This is a genomic window from Lacinutrix undariae (assembly GCF_052934785.1).
The window spans coordinates 2,258,858-2,279,752 of the sequence record NZ_CM128809.1; the positions used below are offsets into that span (position 1 = coordinate 2,258,858).

Below are 20,895 nucleotides of genomic sequence, written 5' to 3' on the forward strand. Positions count from 1 at the left end.
TTATAATTGCAATTATACTGGGTAGGTATAATATTGTTTCTACTTTTGTAAGGAATTATAATAAAATTAACATGTTAGATTATGTAGTAATTGGTGGCGCGCAAGCAGGATTAGCGATGGCTTACCATTTAAAAATGATGAAAAAAGAATTTTTGGTTATTGATGGCGAAAAAGAAATTGGCGCTTCATGGTTAAACCGATGGGATTCTTTAAAATTATTTACCCCTACAGAATATAACCATTTACCAGGTTTAAAATTTAACGCTCAAAAAGGACATTATCCTACAAAAACTGAAGTCGCTAATTACTTTAAATCTTATGTTGCCAAATTTGATATTCCTGTACAATTAAATACCTTGGTAACTTCGGTACGTAAAACCGAAAAAGGGTTTCATATTATACATGCAAATGGCGAAATTGAAGCAAAAAATGTAGTCATTGCTACAGGACCATTTCATATCCCTTATACGCCGCCTTGCCATACTAAACTTTCTAAAAGTGTAATGCAAATGCATAGTAACTATTACCAAAATTTAACTCAGTTACAAGATGGAGATGCTTTGGTAGTTGGAGGAGGAGATTCGGGTTATCAAATTCTTAATGAAATTTCAAAAGATGGTAAACGTACCGTTTATTTTTCTGGAGATACTACTGTCAAATCTATACCCCAACAGTTTTTAGGTAAAACGATTTGGTGGTGGTTTACATTGGTTGGATTTTTAAGTTTTAGTAAATATAGTTGGATAGGAAAACGTATTAACTCATCAACACAACCCGTTATTGGTACTGATGTTAAAGAAATTTTATCACGTAAAAATGTAATTGCTTCTGGGCGTACAAAAGATGCTTTAAATGAAGATGTGTTTTTTGAATCGACTAAAGTATCTACTATAAAAAATATTGTTTGGGCTACCGGTTATCGTCCTAATTTTACTTGGATTGAAGGTTTAGAGCTAGACGCTAAAAATTACCCTAAAAACCATAGAGGGGTGAGTAATATTAACGGACTTTATTTTATTGGATTGCCATGGATGTACACGCGTGGATCTGCAACATTAGGAGGTGTTTCAAAAGACGCGAGTTATTTGGCAGATTTTATTAAAAAACAAGACTAATATATTATTGTTTGCGAGGTTGTTTTTCAGTAGCTATTAATGTGTCATTAAAACTATCATAAGTTGTAACAGTGATGGTTTTTTTGTGATATTTAAAAAGTTGATACCTATCTAAATCACCTGTCTCATTAAAAAAGTTGATGCGTTTTAGATCTAGTTTTTTATTTTTATAAAATACTTGAGTGACTATAATTCCATTTGAAGCATAAGTTTTTATTTCAATAGGTTTTCCGTTATCAAAAATGCCTTCAGAATGTTTTTTTCCATTATCATAATACTCTGTTTTTATGTCATCAGCAATTTCATTACAATACATCGCACTCCACGGTTTTGATAAAGATTGTGTTTTATCTGTAAACGCAAATAATAGGCGTGGTATTCTTATGGTATCGGTTTCTGTTTCTAATGCCTGAATATGTTGTGCTATTAAATCTCCACGATTTACAAATACAGTAATTAAAGTATAGTTTTTATCCGCAAAGTCTTCAATTTCAAATTCAGGATGTATTACACTATTCATACATAAATCAAAAAAAACTAAATCTGTATTGTTTTTTTTATCCCTTTGGCTTACGCCAGAAGAAAATATGGCAAGAAAAAAGAAGAGCGTTAAATGTGTTTTCATAATCAGTTTTAATGGTGAAAATAGGAGTTAAAAAAGGTGGTGCAAGATAGCAAAATCTGTGATTTTATAGCTTAAGTGGAGAGATGATCTCTAGTGTGAACTCTGTATTTTAGAGCTAAAATTCATTTTTGTTTTTCCATTTTCTTTAATAGAAGCGCCAAATATGAAGAAATTCGTGTTTTTTTGAAAGAAATTTTAATTCTGTGTATAATTTTATGCTCTTAAACGTTGATGTTATAAGGAATAATTATATTTTCGCTATTCAAAATAAAAACTTAAAAATATATATCTTATGAAAGAACTTGTTGAAAACATCCAAGCTACAATTGAATCATTTCAAACTGACGCAAATTTACAAGTAGAAAGTGGAAACAAAGCTGCTGGAACTAGAGCAAGAAAATCATCTTTAGCTTTAGAGAAACTTTTAAAAGAATTCCGTAAGGTTTCTGTTGCTGAGTCAAAGAAATAAAAAATAAATCCTCCTCTTTATATTAAGAGGAGGATTATTTATTTTAAAATAATAATTATTCTTCAAGGTTTTATATTCTAAAGGCCTTTTTTTATGCCCTATTGAAAAGGTACTTCACTATCTATATCATCAAAATTACGTTGAGACACTAATTTATGTTCTAAAGGTTCATAGATTTCAGACTTCATATTGCTACCATTAAATTTAGAGGTCCAGTATATCAATTTTTGCAGGTTAAGGTTTCTAAACTCTTCGGCTACGTTTTCAGAAAATTCACAACCGCTAATACTTAATACTTCTAGCTGTGTTAATGATGCAAGTTCTGCCGGTAATACAACTTGCTTAAAATTGTTTATTCCTAAAACACGTAGATTTTTTAGATTCGCAATCCAGGTTGGTATTTTTTCATCTTTATGATGTGCACTGATAAAAAGCGTTTCTAAATTTAATTCAGAAATCGTTTCAGGATATGCGCTTCCATTTTCATCTAAACCTTCTAACCAAAGATGTTTTAAAGAGTTCCAACGCGATATCACGTCGATACTTTCATCACTGATGTTATTACAATGGATCAGTTTTACCGCTTTAATAGTTTCAACTTTAAGATTATCTATGGTTTTAACAGCTACACTCTGCATTATTAATTTTTTAAGCTGAAGTAAATTTACAGCAGGAAAATCATCAAAACCTCTGGCTTCAAATACATCTAAAAACTCAAGGTTTGATGTGTGGGCTAATAAACGTTCTAAAGCTTCGGTAGTTCCGTTATAACTATCTATTCTTAATACTTTTAAATTGGGATGATTAAAGGCTGTTAATGCATTGTTATGTTCTGGCTTATTTTTTTTAAACGTAATGGTAAGCTCTTTTAAATTCACGAAGTTTTTTAATAAGCTCTCTAACTGACTCACATCACTGGTAAAATCAAACGATTCAATTTTCTCTGGATGTCTAAAAGTTTCAAAATCTAATACATTATTTACATCATTATTTCTATGTCCTAGATTAAATTTAGCTGCACTAATTACTGCATAAAATTCCTGTAAATTTAGTATTGGTGTGTCTTTAATTTCTAGATTGTACACATCTAACTCTTCTGTTCCTGCATTTATGCCTTTAATTTCAGAAATCGTTAAATTGGTAATTTGTCTAGGCAAATGGTCGGTGTCTACAACTAAAGCACTCGCATTTTTAATCGTTAAGTTTTCTAAATGCTCTATTTTTGAAAATAGTGTAGGAAAAATTCTAACTGCTAATTTTATATCTCTAGTACCTGACTCTTGAAATCTGTATAATTCTACATTTTTAAGTTTTTTACATTGCTCAATTCCTTCAAAAAGCCAATCTAATTTATGCTCTAGTTTGTAATTTAGCGTTGTTAAGTTTTTAAATGCAGCTAATGATGTTTTATGTGGAATTTCTGGTGCTTCACAATCTACAGTTATCGTCTTTAAATTAGGGAAAAACGACGCGTTATCTAACACAAAATTAAGTAGTTTGGGCGAATCTATTTCTATAGATTCTCGCAGACTTACTACCGTCATTGGTGTTATATTAGTTTCACTATATGTAATTTTTGTTTCTAATTTAGGTCTAGGCGCATCTCCAAAACATCTAGACGTATCTCCAAAAAACAAGGTAGACGATATGGAATCTATCTTAGGCGCATTAAGTTGAAAAAGTTCTAATTTTGGTAAATCTTCAAAACCATTTGGTAAGCTACCTATGCTTTTAGATAAAACCTGAAACTCTTTTAGTTGCTTTAAATGACTAACATCTTTAGGCAATGCTGTTAATTCACCTAAGCAAAAAAATTCTATTTGTTTTAAGGTTGCTGGAAACACAACTTTAGACAAATCTTGAACACCGACAAAACGCAGTTTCAATACTTCTAATGTAATAAGGTTTGTAAGCCAATTAAAATCAGTTAGATTCATATTGTCTATAGAACTAAGAGTCAAATAATCGCCTTCTATACGTAATTCTTTTAAGGCTGTTAATTGAGACATTGTACTTGGAAACTTTTTTAAAGAAGGCGCAACAAGCTTTAGTTTTTTTAAATTTAATAAATTACCAAAATCCTCTGGTAGTTGTTCATAATCACCTTCTAGATCTATTTCTTCTAAAGACGTTAATTTTGATATCTCATTAAGAATACTATCATATTTATTACCAAAATCTTTTAAATGGATTTCTAAACTTTTTACGCCGTTAAATCGTCTTAATATATGTGGATGTTCTAACAAGCGATCTAAAAAATCTGTCGAAGAATGAAAAAACCATAGTTTTGATCCTCCACCAATTAGATTATGTAATTTAAGAAGGTCTAAGTCTTCAGATAGCAATCCATATTCTAAAATAGAAATCATTCTGGCTACACGCTTTCCTTTTTGTGTTATTCTTTTTCGACTTTTAAAAGCTATTTGTAAAGCTTCTGGGGCTTGTTTTTTTATGATGTTAGCACACTCTGTTCTATTTTTTTTATTAGATGTTGCTTTTGCAATCACAAAAATTTCATAATAAAAATCCTCTGGAAAGTTTTTACACTTTTTAATGTCTTCATAATATTCATCCATTGTATAAAACTTGAAAACAGGTGTTTCTGCTGGTTTTGTCATAATAATCGTTAATTTTTAAAGTATAAATTTCTTTTGAAAACAGGGTTTTTAGATTGCAGTACGTTGTGCTTAAATTTCTTTAACAGTACAGATTATATTTTTCATCTCTGTTAACAAAATCTTCTTTTAATATTTTATTTCCAGCTAATGCGTAAAATTTAGACCACTTCATATTGTTTCCATTAAATTTTGAATACCTGTAAATTAATATCTCTAAATTCAAATTCTCAAATTTATCAGAGACTTGCTCTGTAAAATCACACCTTCTAATGCTCATTATTTTTAATTGGGTTAATTCGGCTAATTCTTCCGGTAATGGGGAGTACTTAAAGCTTTCTATACCTAAAACTCGTAAGGATTTCATTCTTCCTATCCATTTTGGAATTTGTCTTTTAGTTAAAAATCCATCAATAAAAAAGGTGTCTAAATTTAAGTCTGCAATGGTCTCTGGGTAGATTTCAAGATCTTTACTAATGTGTTCTAACCAAAGAAATTTAAGCGTTTTCCAATGCGATGCCGTAACCATAGCATCGTAACCAAAATTGTCACAGAATAAAACTTTAAAAAATTCTATGTTGGGCACTGTTAAGTTTTCTATAGACTGTATATCGTCGCTATAAAATAATTTCAGTGTTTTTAGTTTGTTTAAAGTAACCTTAGGTAAATCTGCAAGTCCTACACACTCGTAAATTTCTAAAAATTCTAGATGAGGCGTATGCTCCAATAATAACTTAATAACATTAGTGTTACCATTAAAATTTTTAATGGTTAAGTTTTTTAAATTATGGTGCGTATAAGCGGTTAAACCATTGTTTTGTTCGGTATTATCTTTATTAAAATCAATGGTTAGTGATTGTAAATTACAAAGTATTTTTAATGCTTTGTCTAAGCCTTTTACATTACTATTAAATCTTTAAAGCTTTCAGGGTCTTTAAAATTATCAAAATCTAAAGTCTCATTTTTAACACTGTTTACATCGTCTAACTTAATTTTTTTAGCACGTATTACCGAATAAAATTTTTGCAATGCGGTAATAGGTGTACCTACTACTTTTATATGATTTACCTCAAAATCTTCAACACCTGGCTCAATGACTTTTATATCTGTAATGGTAAGACTGTCTGTATTTATAGGTAAATAATCTGTATTTAAAACAAGTGCTTTTGCACTGTGCACTCTTAAGGTTTGCAAATGCTTTACTCTAGAAAATGCTTGAGGGAAATTAGCAACATCAGCGTTCGTTATTTCAGCATCAGCTCCACTATATATACCATAAATAAAAACGTCCTCTAGCTTTTCACATTCGTGAATATCTTCTAAAACCCATTCTAAATGATGCGCTAACTTATACTTAAGGTTTTTAAGTTTTTTAAATGCAGAAAACGTAAGTGGACTTCTTCTTTGTGGTGCTTCACAAGTGATTTCTATATCTTTTAAATTAGTAAAAGACAAGGCATTATCCAATACAAAACTAAGAAGCTCTGGATTGGTGAAAACGATTCTTTTTAGCTTAGTTACAGGTGTTACTCCATAAGGCATAAATTCTGTATACAAACCTAGTAAACGTTTAATATTTGGTCCAAAAATAAAAGATGCAGGAACTTTTTTTAATTTTGATAAATGAATAACTTCTAAAACCTCTAACTTTTTAAATTCACTAACAGATGCAGGAAAGTGTTCTAACGATTCCATACCACTTAGCCACAATTTTTTTAGTTTTGGTAAGTGACCAAGTGTTTCTGGTAAAGCGGTTATATTTTCTAACCTAAAAAGCTCTAATTTTTTCAAACTTGCCGGAAGCTCTACATCAGAGAGGTCTTGTACCGTAAAAGAACCTATTCTTAAATGCTTTAAACTGGTAAGTTCTGTAAGCCAAGTAAAGTTAACTATGTTAGGATTAGGCTCGTCATTACCAAAAGGAAAACTTCCTCTAAACTCCAACTTTTTAAGTGCTTTTAACTTGGTTATTCCTAAGGGAACCCATACCAAATTAGGTGCTGCTAGTATAAACTCTTTTAAGCTAACTAATCGTTCTAGTTCTTCTGGTATGTATCTATAATCAATTTCAAGCTCAAGTTTTTCTAATGAAGAAAGTTGCGTTATGTTGTTTACAACGTTACTAAAACCTTCTTTCTGTCTAAAGGTGCTAATTGTTAATTCTTTAATACCATTAAACTGACTTAAAAGACGGGGTGTTTCTATGAAAAGTTCAATGATTTCTTTTTTTGAATATTTAATGGAAAGTGTTAAACGCTTACAAACAATTGTGTATAGTTTAAAAAGGTCTAAGTTTTCTGAAAGTACGCCATACTCTAATATAGCAATCAGCTTCTTGTTAAAAGAATAAGAATCTTCTACTAACGTTATTTTTTTTCGACTCTTAAAGGCTAGTTGTAAAGCTTCTGGTGCTTGTTTTTTTATGATATTGGCACATTCGGTTCTAATTTGCTTGTTTTTAGTAGATTTAGCAAGTACAAAAATCTCATAATAAAAATCTTCTGGGTAATTTTTACACCCTTTAATCGTTTTATAAGATGCTTCATCATTATTAAAATTGAAACCAAGTTCGTGTTTAGCAAATATCATAAGGTTGTTTATTTTTGATGTTACAAACCTATTTTAAAAGCAGCTGTGTTTTGTCACTGTATTCTGTGATATTATAAATTCTAGTTAAACTTTTATGGAATAATATCCCCTAATACCGTGAGTAAAAAACGATATCTTACTTTTATCTTGCAACCAATTATTATCCATTTTTTAATAGGTGAATAATCAGCATTTATAATTGATTTTAAGAATTAAGACATATGATTCCAATAGAAGAAGCAACTAAATATATTGAGAAAAATAAAAAGCCAGATATAGATAGGTTTGAATTTCGTGCATTTTCTGAACCTTATCGCGTTTTAGCTAAAATTTTAGGACGCATTGATAAAGACGATAGAAGAACCTATTATAATATCACCGATTACATTGCGGTTTCTGAAGATGCTATCAATGTAAATCCTTGGCGAACCGAAGAAGGAATGCGTTTAGCAATTCAGTTATATGGTATTGTTCAAACTCCGTATTTAGCCGATATGTGGGACTTTATAGATACAATACCTTATCAAAAAGGTTATGATAGAAAAGCATTTAGATCTGTAAAAACTGAAGATACATTACGTAATAAATTACAAGTTTTTTCGCATTTTTTAAGTTTAAGCAGAAAAGGATTTGGCGGTTTAACATTACAAGAGCAGTTTCAATATAGCACCTATTTCCCACACGGAAACAGCTATTTTTTAGCCATTTTATTGCATAATGGCAATGGTATGTTTGATGAACTGTTAGATGATATTCTTCAAGCAGAAGATGAAATTGGTGGTGTAAGTGCAGATATCATTAAAGCCTTATTACTTTCTGAAGAAGAGAAACATTGGGAAATGGTTGGTAAATTATTACTCGCTGCTCAACGACAGGAAGGTTTAAGACAAACCATTTTAGAGGCTTTAGATAGTTCTAGTCTTGGTGCTCTAAAATATATGATTAATATCGTTTTAGAAAACGACTTAACGCGTTTTAGTAGTGTTACGAGAGCTGTAAGCACTTGGTTCGGTTTAAATTGGGACACGCCTAAAAAGTCTGTTATTAATCGTGTACTAGAGTTAGCACAATCTTTAATTTTAGATTTAAAAGATGTCGATACACTTCTTAAAAGCAAAGATAACTTAGAGGTTTTAGTCGCTTTATGGTCTATAGCTATTTTAGATGTAGATAAAGCCAATGCAAAAGCTTTAGATATTGTTTATACTTCAGAAGATAGAAATAAAAAGATTTTAGCCTTATATTTTATTTCTTCAACAGATAGAACAAACGATTCTTTAGTTGAATATTTCAAAAATAACTTAGGGAAAGATTATGCTTTAGATCATTGGATGGCGGTAAATTTACCATCAACAGTAGTCATAGATAATGAAACCTTCATAAAATTATTTGAAGTCGCAAAAACAGCAGAAGACAAAGGCAAAACCTTCGAAAGTAAAATATTTTCTTGGTGGAGTTTTACGCCTTCATCTTATTATTTCTATCAGTTTTTAATCAATGGCGCGAATGAAGAGCAATTAGAATTAATCGCAAATGATTTAGACATACTTCCAACAGAATTTAGAGAAAGTTACATCCGTAAAGTATTTCCTAAAGATTACAGTTATTCTTTTTACAATTACGAACAAAATACAGAGAAAAAAGAACGTTTAAATTACGATGAAAACTCTTGGGAAAGAGGTTTAGCGAGAAAAGCCATCTACAACAGAAATGAGTTATTAATGGCAACAGGTCTTAACTTATTTAGTAGAATGCATTTATATGATAAAGATTTAGAAATTACTGAAGATTTATTAAGACGAAAACATAAAAACTTACGTACCTCACTAATTAAATTGTTAGTCAAATTACCAGCAGACCGTTTAAGAAACAGTGCTACAAATTTGGTAACAGCAAAAAGTATAGATCAACGTTTAGGAGGTTTAGAAATGTTAACGCTTTTATACGACGAAAATAGACAGTCTAACTTTGTAGAAGATCAAATTCGTATTTATAACGAGCGACCTAAAATCACCAAAAATGAACAAGTTTATTTAGATAAATTTTCTGACAATGCAGAAGAGTTTAATTATGGTAATGGTTTTGGAGCTATAGATTATGATAACTTAACACCATTATATATACCACAATCTCGTTTCGAGAAAAAGACCAGTTTCTTTGATAAATTAGGTATTACCACTTCAGAATCTGCAGGATTTAAATTTAAAGAATTTATAGATGCAAATAAGATTATAAAAGAGGTAAATAAGTTAATAGCAATTGTTACTAAAAACAAACATTTCGAATATCAAGCGGAACTATATAGAGGAGAAATAGCAACCACTTATATAGAAAAAGGGATTCGTAGTATAAAAAGATTAGATGAAGATGCTACTGCAGAAGATCATTTACAGAACCTTCCTTTAGCAAAATTATGGATTGCTTGGTACGAGCAAAGTACGCTTAATGATTTTGAAATGCATGCTGCAATCCGTTACATTAATAATCATAATAATCCATTTGGAGATTACAAAGAATTAGGCACTTTTGCGAGACAATATTATCCAGATTTAAGTGGATTAAATTTAGATAAAGAAGACCGTTATAATTCAAAATCTGAGGCTTATAATGAAATTTTACAACGTCTATATAAAGTGTATGTAGAAGAAAAAACAATAGCTAATTTTAAGCTAGATGTTATGGAAGATATGATTGCTAATTTCCCTGACAAGCTGAAGTTAGTACAATATCAAACGTCTAATTACCGCTATAATAAAAAAACGTACAATTGGGCAAACATCATTTTACCACTTGTACCAAGTTTAAGTATTAATCACTTGGAACTTCTTACAGAAGCACAAGTGCATAAATATTGGAGCTTTTATATGTATTTAGTTGCACAAGATATAGAATATCCTAATGCAACTGCAGATGTAAGCGTAATTACAAAACAATTTAGTAGACCCGGAATTGTTCCTTTTCCTAGTATGCCGGTAACTTTAAGACTTTACAAAAAAGGCTTAATTAATGATGATGATTTATGTTTACAAGCCTTACATGATCGTCAATTAATGTCTCTTATGGACGGTGGTTATAATTCTAGAATAAATTATAAATGGATAGAAAAAGACAGCGTACCTAAACATGTTTTTGCAGCCTTAAAAACCAATTTATTAGAAACAGAATTAGAACGTGGAGATATAGAAACTACTGCAACAGGTTACATGAATGGTATTTATCGTGTAGAAGGTGTAGATTATGTATTTAGAATTTTAGAACGTTTAGGAAAAGATAATTTTGAGCGTGGTTATAGTTATTACGGAGAGAGTAAAAAAACTATTTTTAGTTCTATGCTTAAAAAATCTCTTTTTAAAGATACCGAAAGTTATGCCGATTTTGCTGCACGTGCAGATGCTTCTAAAGTGACTAAAAAACGTTTGATAGAACTTGCCTGTTATGCAACACAATGGACAGGTGTTATTGGAGAATATTTAGGTTTAGAAAAATTAGAAGATGCCGTTTGGTGGTTTCAAGCACACGCATCAGATCGTATGAATAGCGAACAAGAAACCATTATTTCTCGTTATTCTAACATTCCAAAAAGTGATTTTGCTCTTGGTGCCATAGATGTAGATTGGTTTAATAGAGTGTATAAAACCATAGGAAAAGCTAATTGGAAATTATTACACGACGCAGCCAAATATATTTCTGACGGAAACGGACATAGACAAGTAAAATTATATTCTAGCGTAATGTTAGGTGAAGTAAAAATCACCGAAACATTAAAGAAAATTAAAGACAAGCGAGACAAAGATTATGTGCGTGCTTTAGGTTTAATTCCGTTAAGTAAAACCATACCAGAAAAAGATTTATTAAAGCGTTACAATCTGTTGCAAGATTTCTTAAAAGAGAGCAAGCAATTTGGAGCACAGCGTCAAGAAAGTGAAGCGATTGCTGTAGAAATTGGTTTAGATAATTTATCGCGTAACGCAGGTTATCAAGATCGTGTACGTTTTAGTTGGGCAATGGAAGCAAAGGCGACTCAAAAAATCATGGAGAATGCTAAAATTTCCATAGAAGAAACAGAAATAGAATTAGTAATTAATAATCTTGGTAAAACAGATATTAAGGTTACCAAAGCAGGTAAATCGTTAAAAAATATTCCTGCAAAATTACGTAAGGATAAGGAAGTAATCGCTTTAAAAGAGAACAAAACATACCTTTCTAGACAATACAGCAGAACCCGTTTATCATTAGAAAATGCAATGGTAAATGAAGATGAATTTACAGCGCTAGAAATTCATAATATGATGCAACATCCTATTGTAAGAGTGATGTTGAGTAAATTAGTAATGTACGTTCCAGAAAAAGAAATTTCTGGTTTTTACAATGAAAGTGTTTTAACAGATGCTACCGGTAAAACGCATCAATTAGAAGAAAACGACCTTTTAGTTATTGCGCACGCATCTCATTTATACAAAGCAGTAGAATGGGATATGTATCAGAAATACTTATTTGCAGAACGCTTAACGCAACCTTTTAAACAAGTATTTAGAGAGTTGTATTTAGTTACAGATGATGAACGTGAACACAGCAATCGTTCCGAACGTTACCAAGGACACCAAATTCAGCCTAAAAAAACCATAGCACTTTTAAGAAGTAGAGGTTGGACGGTAAGTATGGAAGAAGGTTTGCAAAAAGTATATCATAAAAAAGGTTTTATAGCAACAATGTATGCTATGGCAGATTGGTATTCGCCCTCAGAAGCAGAAGCACCAACCATAGAAGATATCTGTTTTCATTCTGTAGATACGTATCAAAGAATTCCGCTTACCGAGATTCCGACTGTAATTTTTAGTGAAATTATGCGAGATATAGATCTTGTGGTAAGTGTTGCTCATGTTGGTGGTGTAGATCCAGAAGCAAGTCATAGTACCATGCAAATGCGTGCTGCTTTGGCAGAAGAATCAGCAAGATTATTCAAGCTTAAAAACATTACCGTTAAAGAGCGTTTTGTGTTTATTAAAGGAACCTTTGGCGAATATAGTATTCATTTAGGAAGTGGTCAGGTTAGCAAAAACGGATTAGCATTGTCTATAATTCCGGTGCATAGTCAACATAGAGGTCGTATGTTTTTACCATTTGTAGACGACGATCCAAAATCGGCAGAAATTATTTCTAAAATGAAATTACTTTCAGAAGACAATAAAATTCAAGATCCAACAATTTTAGCACAGATTAATAGCTAATTTAAAAATAATACCAAATGAATTTTAAAGTTATTGATGATAAATTTGAATTATTTTTTATTAATATGAAATAGAAAATCTAATCATAGCCTTAGTTATGGTTCTATTTTATATTAAAATATTAAGGAAAAAGAAACGAATTTAATCGATCATTTTGATGTTTATTTGGTATAACAAGGGCGTTACCTCGCTTAGGCGAGGTCGGGCTTTTGTTGCAAGTCCTCGTGCTAACGCACTGTGGGCTTTCCACGACAATCCCTAACGCAAAAAACATTTAGCATATTATGGAATTAACGTTACAACTAAAAAGACTAGGCAAGAAGAAGGTTAAAAAAGTGCCTTTTACTTTAGAAGAAAATCCTAAAAATTTAGAAGAATTATTAATTGGTTGTGTAAAAAATCAAGTAGAAGCTTTTAATAAAAAACGAACAGAAGTTAATGTAATTGGGTTTTTAAGTCCTGCAGAAATACAAGAAAAAGCAGAAAGTGGTAAAGTAGAATTTGGTGAGTTAGCCAATACAGATTTAGCAAATTTGCAACAAGCAATAGACAATGTTTTACTTTCTTTTAAAGACGGTTTGTTTGTCGTTTTTGTAGATGAAGACGAAATTACCGATTTAAAAGCACCTTTAGAATTAACGTCAGAAAGTGTCATTGCATTTATAAGAATGACGTTTTTAGTAGGTACGTATTGGTAGTATTTTAAATTTAGTAAATATGGATATTGAAAACATACAAAACCAATTAGCAGCACAAATTGTTAATCATCATAAAACTTGGAGCAATTTATTAGTGAACCTAGAATTCGGCAATGAAGCTTCCAGTTATTGGGATGTTACCTTAGAACCAACTAACGTTTCTGTTGAGGTTAATACTAATTCTTTCACTTTTAAAAATGCCAAATTTATATTTGATGTAAATGTAGGAGTTTCTTACGGAGATGATGTTCAAATTTTTACCAAACACATTTCTGGTAAAGGAGTTTATCAACTTGTTGAAGATGAAACAATTAATCTTACAGGATTAAAAATAGAGGAGTAGCGTTTAAAAAACAAATCTTAATAAAAAATGCTATTCAATATTAATGAGAAAAAAAGGATGAAGTTTAAAAAATAGCAAGAAAATTAATGGAAAAACAATTTAAAACTAAAACAGGATTTTGTCATATTTTACCAGATAAAATTATTTTAACAAGAGATGGAATCATTGGAAATATGGCAAAAGTGGCTGTTGGAAAGAGCATCACTCGAGTTTTAATAATTTATGGAGGAATTTCTGCTTTCTTACTTTATTCAGCATTTGATAGTTTTCAAACAGGTCAACTACCCATATCGATTTTTTATTTAATAGTTGGTTTATTTCTGATGTATGGAATATTTGCAAGCTTTAATAATTCTGCAACACCAATAATAGAAAGAAAAGACATTACTAGTATCAAATTAAAAAAAGCAATATTCGGAATAACGCGTTCTCGATTTGAAGTTCTTTTTAAAGATGAAAAAGGAAAAATTAAGAAACGTATCATAATGTTACCAGGTTCATTAGATAATGGAAAAAATGAAACCGAAATAGCAAAAAAAATAATGAAAGAAGAGAAGTTATTAAATGAATAAACATAAAGAAATACTAAGACTTCATTTAAAATCAGTTTAAAATATCAGAATAAATAAAATATTATGAAACAATATACAAACGCAATTATTTTTGGAATAGCAATCGTTGCATCTTCTATATTCTTAGGAAAAGCATATACGGATAGAAATAAAAAAGATGGAGAAATTCAGGTTACGGGATTAGGTAAAACAGATTTTTCTTCAGATTTAATTGTTTGGGAAGGAAGTTTTAGTGCAGACAATGCAGATTTAAAACAAGCCTATTTAACATTAGAAGAAAAGAAACGCACCATTAATAATTACCTATCTAAAAAAGGAATTAAACCAGAAGAATTAATTTATAGTGCTGTAAAAACAAATGAAAAAACGAAGCAATTATACACTACAAATGGAGAATATGCTGGTCAAGAATTTGTTGGTTACGAACTTACACAATCTGTACAAATAGAATCTAAAGAAGTCGATAAAATAGAAAAGGTTTCTAGAGAAATCACTGAGTTATTAAACCAAGGTGTTCAATTTTACTCAAAAGCTCCTAGATATTATTACACAAAACTTGCAGACCTTAAAATAGAAATGATCTCAAAAGCTACAGAAGATGCGAGAATACGTGCAGAGAACATTGCTAAATTTTCTGGAGGAAATTTAAGTGATTTAGAATCTGCTAAAATGGGGATTTTTCAAATCACAGGTCAAAATTCTGGAGAAGACTATTCTTGGGGAGGAACGTTTAATACAGCAAATAGAGAAAAAACGGCTTCAATTACTATGAAGCTGGTTTATAAAGTAGATTAATATTTTACTATATTTTTTAAGTAATTAAAATACAAAAGGGAGGAAAATAGCTTTATTTTCCTCCCTTTTTTAAATTCTGTTTTCTAAAATCTACAGGACGTATATGAGATATTTGATAGAATACATTACTAAAAGCGCCAATACTGCTATAACCACAAGCATAGGCAATTTCACTAATAGACTTGTTTGTTTCTAATAACATTTCCATACTTCTAATTACGCGGGTCATTTTTAAATACTGAAGAAAAGAAATATCAATATGTTCTCTAAATATTCTAGATAAACTTCTAGAACTCATTCCGAATTCTTTTGCAACCAAATTGAGTTTTAAAGGTTCTTCTAAATTATGATGAATGTATTTTAATATAGGTTTTAGTAATTCATTTTTTGTAGTTGGTAAAGCAATTGGAATTGGAACTCTAGAAACTGCCATCAATACATTTCTCAAAGCAATTAAAAACTCGTGTTGATGAGTTTGTTCTTTTGTAAACCCACCTTTCCATTCTTCGGTAAACAAAATCATTTCCTTTATTAAGTCCGTAACGGGGTAAATTCCCATTGTTCTTAATTTATGATCTTTAGGAAACAAATCTACGGGAAAATATAAATTACGTACCATAATAAAAGGCGAACGTAACTCTACGTTATGCTCCATTCCTGCTGGCATCCAAATAAAATGGCGTGCTGGTAAAAAATAAGAATTGGTTGGCGTATTTAAAAAAGCGACACCACCTTCAATATAAGATAATTGATGTTTATGGTGTTTGTGCATTGGCAATTGCTCTTCAATTTTAGTATGATGTATAAAAATGCTGTCTTTTATATGATCAACATCTTTTAAAAATTGAAATGGATTATAGTCCTTTTTCATCCTAATTGTTATTTGGCTCAAATTAGTAAATATTTGTCTATTTACAAAAAACAAAGCTATAATAGTCTCGGTAATTTTGCTCAAAAATAGAAACAGAAATGATTAGCAGTTTAATAAAAAGAACATTCTTCTTTTTAGCAGTACTTTTTAACACCTTTGGCTATGCTCAAGAAATATCAAAAGATAGTGTTTTCTTAAGTTTAGATGATGTTTGGAGTAAAGCAGAGGTTTTTAGTAAAGAATTAAAAGTTCAGCATTTAAAAACGGAAATAGGTAAAGAAAACATCCTCGATGCCAAAAACAAAAGATTACCATCGTTAAACTTTGATGCATCTTATGGAAAATTATCAAATATTCCTGTTTTTGTAAACGGAATTAATAACAGTGCAGAATTTATTCCTTTAGAAGATCATAGTGTTTATGATGCGTCGGTATCTGCTTATTTTAATATTTATGCAGGTGGCGCTTCAAAAACGGCGATTAAAACAGCTGAAGCATCTAAAGAATTTTTAGAACATATTGAAGAAGAAACAAGCGACCAATTGCATTTAGAAGTAATTCAATATTATGTAAGTCTGCAACGTTCGTATCAATATGAAAATTTAGTGAAGCAAAATATCAAACAAAATGCAGAACGTGTTCGTTTTATTGAGCAATTGTTTAAAAATGGTGTTGTATTAAAAAGTGATTTTCTACGAGCAAAATTACAATTATCGAAACTTCAAACACAGTTAGTTACCATAAAAAACGACCTTGTTATAGTAACGCAAGCTCTTAATATTTTAGTAGGAAATGAAGACGATACACTTTTAATTCCGTCTGATACAATTCAGACAAAAGACATCGCTATCGATAAGAATTACGAAACTTTTGTTTCGGAAATGCTTAGTGAATCTCCTTTAGAAAAAATGGCTGAAAAACAAATAGAATTAAGTGAATTAAAAACAGTTGCTTTAAAAGCAGATAAACTTCCTAAGATTGGTTTTTTTGGGAATTATACGTATTCATATCCTCAAATTAAACTTTATCCTTATGAACAAGCACCTTATTTATTAGGTGTTGCAGGTATAAAATTGTCTTATGATATTTCTGCACTTTATTATGACAAGCATAAAGAAAAAGCAGCCGAAATAGCAGTAGAGCAACAAAAATTAGCCAAAGAAAATGTGGATGATAATTTAAGAAAGCAAGTAAAAACAGCTTATAGTCGTTTTAAAGAAGATGTTATAAAAATTGAAGTTGCGCAAGAAAATATTCAATCTGCACAAGAAAATTATCGCATCGTAAAACAAACTTACTTTAATCAATTATCTCTTTTAACAGATTTGATTGATGCAGATACCCAACAATTAGAGGCCCATTTTGAATTGATTAACAATCAAATAGCAGCCAAAGTACATTATTATCAATTATTAAAAATATCAGGAAAATTATAAATGAGCACAGCATTAAAAAAATACGAAAAGACAGATAGAATACTTGTACGAATTACCTATTTGGTCGCCTTATTTATCTTAATCGGATTAATACTATGGGGTGTGTTTTCTATGATTCATCATTGGAGATATGAAACAACAAATGATGCACAAGTTAAAGAATACATTAACCCAATTTTGAGCCGTACCAATGGCTATGTACAAGAAGTAAAGTACAAAGACCATGAACATGTAAAAATGGGAGATACTTTAATTGTATTAGATAGAAATGAAGCTTTGGTACAACAAGATATTGCGCAAGCAAAATTAAGAGCAGCCGAAGCACAATTGCATGTTTTAGAAAGCAATCAAAATACGTCTAACGTAAGTTCAGGCATCAATCAATCGCAAATTAATGCGGCCAAAGCACAATTATATCAACAGCAAAAGGAGTATGAACGCTACAAAAACCTATTAGACAACAATGCCGTAACACCACAACGTTTTGAAGACATCCAGACCAAACTAAAAGTTGCTGAAGCGAATTTTGAATCTGTAAAAAGAAGCTATCAAACGTCTCTGAGTAAAACGACTGATGTTGGCGCTCAAATAGAAGTTGCAAAAGCAACAATTCAAGAGAAAAAAGCCGATTTAAATAAAATTTTGCTCGATTTAAAATATGCAGTAATTACTGCTCCAACCAATGGTTATATGGGTAAAAAGAATTTACAAATAGGACAATTGGTGCAAAAAGGACAAACCATTGGTTTTATTGTAGATAAAAATCAAAGTAAATGGATTGAAGCCAATTTTGAAGAAACACAAATTGCAGCGTTGCATGAAGGACAAAAAGCAACTATTACAATTGATGCTTTTCCTGGAGAAACATTTAAAGGAACTATAGAAGCATTTTCTGCCGCTACAGGATCTCAATTTTCATTATTACCACCAGATAATGCCACTGGAAATTTTGTAAAAATTACACAGCGTTTTCCTGTTCGTATTAAACTTACTGATAATGAAAATAGCTTAGAACAACTTCGTGCTGGTATGAATGCCGAGGTAAGCGTTCCTAAATAATAAAATTAAATTATGTCTACAACTTATCACCATTTCTTTAAATCTTGGGTTCCAAGATGGCTTATGGTACTTGCAATTTTGCTTACACTTGTTCCTGTAACTGCTGTTTTAGGGATTTATATGGGCGGAATGGATAGTGCGATGAGTTATTATGCTGCCGATTCTTATGACATTAAATTTTCTATTATAATGTTTTATTTAGGGGTAGCGAGTGGCTTTTCTTTAGAAAAAACAATCTCGACTAAGTTTGCTACCAAACCATATTTTACCATGTGTTGCATCTTATTTATACTCGTAAACTTGATACTTTATAATAGCCAAAATTTAATTTTATTAATTGTTTTTCGATTTTTAAACGGAATGTTGACACTTGTTTTTATAGGGACTTTATTTAATCTGATATTTCAGCAGTTTCATTCCCAAAGAAGTAGAGTGTTAAGCTATGCTTGTTTGTACGGAACCATGTTTGGCTCCATACCGCTTTCTTATATTGTTGATGCTGTTCTTTTTTCAAACTACAATTTTAATATCCTTTTTATATTAATTATATTTTCTTGTTTACCTGGTTTTGTATTGCTTTTTGTTTGCTTAAAAAATGGGGTAGAATTAAGAAAAGAAAAAACACGCATTAAGGATAAAGTAGATTGGGTAAGTTTTGTATTATATGCGGCTGCTTTAACCACGGTGACTTATATATTATGTTACGGGCAACACTATAATTGGTTTAAGAGTTTACATATTATTTTAACAACAATAACCTTTGTTATTTTATTACTCTTGTTTGTTTTTAGGCAATTAAAATTAGAAACACCTTATGTGGATCTTAGCATATATAAACATCGAAATTTTAGAATTGGAATGTTAATGCTCGTCGCTTTTTATATTACAAAAGGAGATACTAGCGTGTCGTTTGGCTTCTTTGCCAATGGACTTAATTTAGATGTATACCACAAAAGTTATGTGATGATAATAAATGGAGTTGGAGTTATTTTTGGAGCACTACTAACGGCACGATTTATTTTAGCAGGTGTAAGAATACGATTAATTTGGCTTACAGGATTTGCTTCATTTTTATTTTTTCATATCTATATGATTTTCATATTGGGAAATCAAGCAGAAATACTAGATATTATATTTCCCTTATTTTTTCAAGGTTTTGGTAATGGTATCTTAATTGTTTCTATAGTTATTTTTTATGCTACAGGAGTTCCTTCTGAAATAGGTTTTTCTGCTTCGGTAACTGGGGTTTCGTATCGTTGTTTTACTTTTACACTAAGTATGGCGTTGGTTACTTTTATGGGCTTGCGTCAAGGAAGTGTGCATTACAATAATTTTGCAGAGGATGTTGTAATTACAAACCCTGTAACTGTGCTACGGTTACAAAATTACAAGGAAACCTTATTAAGTCACGGAGCTTCTAAATTACAAGCTGCTGCAGGTGCAAGAAAAATGTTAGGAAAAGCAGTAGGAGTTCAATCTAATCTTTTGTTTGCCCGCGATTACTATATTTACTTAAGTTGCTTTATTATTTTTGTAATGCTTGGTATTGCTTTAATTCCGCATTTTCATTATCACCTTAGAAAAATTACAGATAAATTAACGCCTATTTAATGATTCTTTAAATATTGATGCTGTTATGAGTTTATAGGGGAAATTTAAACGAATCGTTTTAATAAGGCTGATTTTTTTTTAGAAACCTATTCTGATGTTGCTTATAAGGATGATCATAACATTTTTACTAAACAAATTTTTGGGTTTGGCATATTTCAATGTATTGATAATAAAACCATTCAACTTCAAACATTAATTCTAGATGAGATTTAAATTTTTCCGAAGAAATAAAATCATAATTTTACAGCGAAAAGAGTTCAATAGGAAAAGAAAATAAATTAAAATGGTTGAAATTATAAAAGCAAATACCACACATGCCGAAGTTATTGGAATAATAGGAAAAGAGGCTTTTTCTGAGTCGCATGGTCATAGCGCTTCTAAAGAAGATATTCTTTATTTTATATCTAAAGCATATCATACGCAAACTATTATTGAAGATATTGAAAATAAAAAGGTAGCGTATTATCTTATTTATAGTGATGGTGAGCTTGCTGGATTTTCAAAAATTGAATTAGATAGTCCGAATGAAAATATAACCGATTTAAATATTACAAAATTAGATAGATTATACTTGTTGAAGGCTTTTTATGGAAAGCAACTTGGGGCTAAATTATTTGATTTCAATGTTGAATTTTCAAAAAGAAATAATCAAAAAGGGATTTGGCTTGCCGTTTGGACTGAAAATGAAAAAGGATTAAATTTTTATAATAAAAAAGGATTTAAGATTGTAGGTGAGCATCATTATAAAATATCAGAAACACATTATAACCCTAATCATATTATGTATTTGGAGTATTAATATAATATGTTTATTTATTAAAAAATAAGAGGTGTTTACAATTGTGTAGCACCTTTTTTTGGGTCTATAA

16 protein-coding genes are annotated in these 20,895 nt (G+C 30.5%); 11 read left to right on the forward strand and 5 right to left on the reverse strand.

The genetic code is table 11. The features are described 5' to 3' along the window. Positions 1-71: 71 nt before the first annotated feature. Positions 72-1,115: a flavin-containing monooxygenase gene (locus ACU4C5_RS10020; protein WP_446844073.1), complete on the forward strand. Its 1,044-nt coding sequence runs from the start codon at positions 72-74 to the stop codon at positions 1,113-1,115. A gap of 4 nt (positions 1,116-1,119) precedes the next feature. Here ACU4C5_RS10020 and ACU4C5_RS10025 read toward each other — a convergent pair whose 3' ends face one another. After that, positions 1,120-1,740, reverse strand: coding sequence for a toxin-antitoxin system YwqK family antitoxin (locus ACU4C5_RS10025; protein WP_446844074.1), 621 nt, complete (start codon positions 1,738-1,740; stop codon positions 1,120-1,122). A 292-nt stretch (positions 1,741-2,032) separates the two neighbouring features. On the opposite strand from ACU4C5_RS10025, the gene ACU4C5_RS10030 reads away from it, so the two are divergent. Further along, positions 2,033-2,209: a BF3379 family histone-like protein gene (locus tag ACU4C5_RS10030; protein ID WP_446844075.1), complete on the forward strand. Its 177-nt coding sequence runs from the start codon at positions 2,033-2,035 to the stop codon at positions 2,207-2,209. A gap of 98 nt (positions 2,210-2,307) precedes the next feature. Here ACU4C5_RS10030 and ACU4C5_RS10035 read toward each other — a convergent pair whose 3' ends face one another. From ACU4C5_RS10035 to ACU4C5_RS10045, 3 genes are all read right to left on the reverse strand, one after another. After that, the gene (locus ACU4C5_RS10035; RefSeq protein ID WP_446844076.1) at positions 2,308-4,827 is read right to left on the reverse strand and encodes a leucine-rich repeat domain-containing protein; all 2,520 of its coding nucleotides are present in this window, start codon (positions 4,825-4,827) and stop codon (positions 2,308-2,310) included. A 79-nt stretch (positions 4,828-4,906) separates the two neighbouring features. Continuing rightward, positions 4,907-5,551, reverse strand: a complete 645-nt coding sequence (locus ACU4C5_RS10040; protein WP_446844077.1) for a leucine-rich repeat domain-containing protein — start codon at positions 5,549-5,551, stop codon at positions 4,907-4,909. Positions 5,552-5,721: 170 nt separating this feature from the next. Beyond that, positions 5,722-7,413: a leucine-rich repeat domain-containing protein gene (locus tag ACU4C5_RS10045; RefSeq protein ID WP_446844078.1), complete on the reverse strand. Its 1,692-nt coding sequence runs from the start codon at positions 7,411-7,413 to the stop codon at positions 5,722-5,724. 221 nt (positions 7,414-7,634) lie between these two features. Here ACU4C5_RS10045 and ACU4C5_RS10050 point away from each other — a divergent pair, with 221 nt between their 5' ends. The 5 genes from ACU4C5_RS10050 (at position 7,635) to ACU4C5_RS10070 (ending at position 15,049) form a co-directional block, all read left to right on the forward strand. Continuing rightward, complete coding sequence (locus ACU4C5_RS10050; protein WP_446844079.1) at positions 7,635-12,641, forward strand: DUF4132 domain-containing protein; 5,007 nt, start codon at positions 7,635-7,637, stop codon at positions 12,639-12,641. Positions 12,642-12,925: 284 nt separating this feature from the next. Next, positions 12,926-13,339, forward strand: coding sequence for a hypothetical protein (locus ACU4C5_RS10055; protein WP_166382363.1), 414 nt, complete (start codon positions 12,926-12,928; stop codon positions 13,337-13,339). A 19-nt stretch (positions 13,340-13,358) separates the two neighbouring features. Beyond that, a complete protein-coding gene (locus tag ACU4C5_RS10060) occupies positions 13,359-13,682 on the forward strand; it encodes a hypothetical protein (RefSeq protein WP_446844080.1) in 324 nt (107 codons plus the stop codon). An 86-nt stretch (positions 13,683-13,768) separates the two neighbouring features. Beyond that, entirely contained in the window at positions 13,769-14,254 is a 486-nt protein-coding gene (locus ACU4C5_RS10065) for a phosphoribosylaminoimidazolesuccinocarboxamide synthase (protein WP_446844081.1), read from the forward strand. A 63-nt stretch (positions 14,255-14,317) separates the two neighbouring features. Continuing rightward, complete coding sequence (locus ACU4C5_RS10070; protein ID WP_446844082.1) at positions 14,318-15,049, forward strand: SIMPL domain-containing protein; 732 nt, start codon at positions 14,318-14,320, stop codon at positions 15,047-15,049. A 52-nt stretch (positions 15,050-15,101) separates the two neighbouring features. On the opposite strand, the gene ACU4C5_RS10075 is transcribed toward ACU4C5_RS10070, so the two are convergent. Then, positions 15,102-15,920, reverse strand: coding sequence for an AraC family transcriptional regulator (locus tag ACU4C5_RS10075; RefSeq protein WP_208889562.1), 819 nt, complete (start codon positions 15,918-15,920; stop codon positions 15,102-15,104). Positions 15,921-16,018: 98 nt separating this feature from the next. On the opposite strand from ACU4C5_RS10075, the gene ACU4C5_RS10080 reads away from it, so the two are divergent. The 4 genes from ACU4C5_RS10080 (at position 16,019) to ACU4C5_RS10095 (ending at position 20,825) form a co-directional block, all read left to right on the forward strand. Further along, the gene (locus ACU4C5_RS10080; RefSeq protein ID WP_446844083.1) at positions 16,019-17,356 is read left to right on the forward strand and encodes a TolC family protein; all 1,338 of its coding nucleotides are present in this window, start codon (positions 16,019-16,021) and stop codon (positions 17,354-17,356) included. Then, on the forward strand, positions 17,357-18,415 hold the full coding sequence (locus ACU4C5_RS10085; protein ID WP_446844084.1) for an HlyD family secretion protein: 1,059 nt from the start codon (positions 17,357-17,359) through the stop codon (positions 18,413-18,415). A 12-nt stretch (positions 18,416-18,427) separates the two neighbouring features. Further along, a complete protein-coding gene (locus ACU4C5_RS10090; protein ID WP_446844085.1) occupies positions 18,428-20,026 on the forward strand; it encodes an MFS transporter in 1,599 nt (532 codons plus the stop codon). Between the two features lie 283 nt (positions 20,027-20,309). Continuing rightward, positions 20,310-20,825, forward strand: coding sequence for a GNAT family N-acetyltransferase (locus ACU4C5_RS10095; protein WP_446844086.1), 516 nt, complete (start codon positions 20,310-20,312; stop codon positions 20,823-20,825). Positions 20,826-20,895 lie beyond the last annotated feature (70 nt).

Coding starts and splice junctions, on each gene's coding strand:
- ACU4C5_RS10020 (WP_446844073.1), top strand. CDS start 72: ATGTTAGATTATGTAGTAATTGGTGGCGCGCAAGCAGGATTAGCGATG.
- ACU4C5_RS10025 (WP_446844074.1), bottom strand. CDS start 1,740: ATGAAAACACATTTAACGCTCTTCTTTTTTCTTGCCATATTTTCTTCT.
- ACU4C5_RS10030 (WP_446844075.1), top strand. CDS start 2,033: ATGAAAGAACTTGTTGAAAACATCCAAGCTACAATTGAATCATTTCAA.
- ACU4C5_RS10035 (WP_446844076.1), bottom strand. CDS start 4,827: ATGACAAAACCAGCAGAAACACCTGTTTTCAAGTTTTATACAATGGAT.
- ACU4C5_RS10045 (WP_446844078.1), bottom strand. CDS start 7,413: ATGATATTTGCTAAACACGAACTTGGTTTCAATTTTAATAATGATGAA.
- ACU4C5_RS10050 (WP_446844079.1), top strand. CDS start 7,635: ATGATTCCAATAGAAGAAGCAACTAAATATATTGAGAAAAATAAAAAG.
- ACU4C5_RS10055 (WP_166382363.1), top strand. CDS start 12,926: ATGGAATTAACGTTACAACTAAAAAGACTAGGCAAGAAGAAGGTTAAA.
- ACU4C5_RS10060 (WP_446844080.1), top strand. CDS start 13,359: ATGGATATTGAAAACATACAAAACCAATTAGCAGCACAAATTGTTAAT.
- ACU4C5_RS10065 (WP_446844081.1), top strand. CDS start 13,769: ATGGAAAAACAATTTAAAACTAAAACAGGATTTTGTCATATTTTACCA.
- ACU4C5_RS10070 (WP_446844082.1), top strand. CDS start 14,318: ATGAAACAATATACAAACGCAATTATTTTTGGAATAGCAATCGTTGCA.
- ACU4C5_RS10075 (WP_208889562.1), bottom strand. CDS start 15,920: ATGAAAAAGGACTATAATCCATTTCAATTTTTAAAAGATGTTGATCAT.
- ACU4C5_RS10080 (WP_446844083.1), top strand. CDS start 16,019: ATGATTAGCAGTTTAATAAAAAGAACATTCTTCTTTTTAGCAGTACTT.
- ACU4C5_RS10085 (WP_446844084.1), top strand. CDS start 17,357: ATGAGCACAGCATTAAAAAAATACGAAAAGACAGATAGAATACTTGTA.
- ACU4C5_RS10090 (WP_446844085.1), top strand. CDS start 18,428: ATGTCTACAACTTATCACCATTTCTTTAAATCTTGGGTTCCAAGATGG.
- ACU4C5_RS10095 (WP_446844086.1), top strand. CDS start 20,310: ATGGTTGAAATTATAAAAGCAAATACCACACATGCCGAAGTTATTGGA.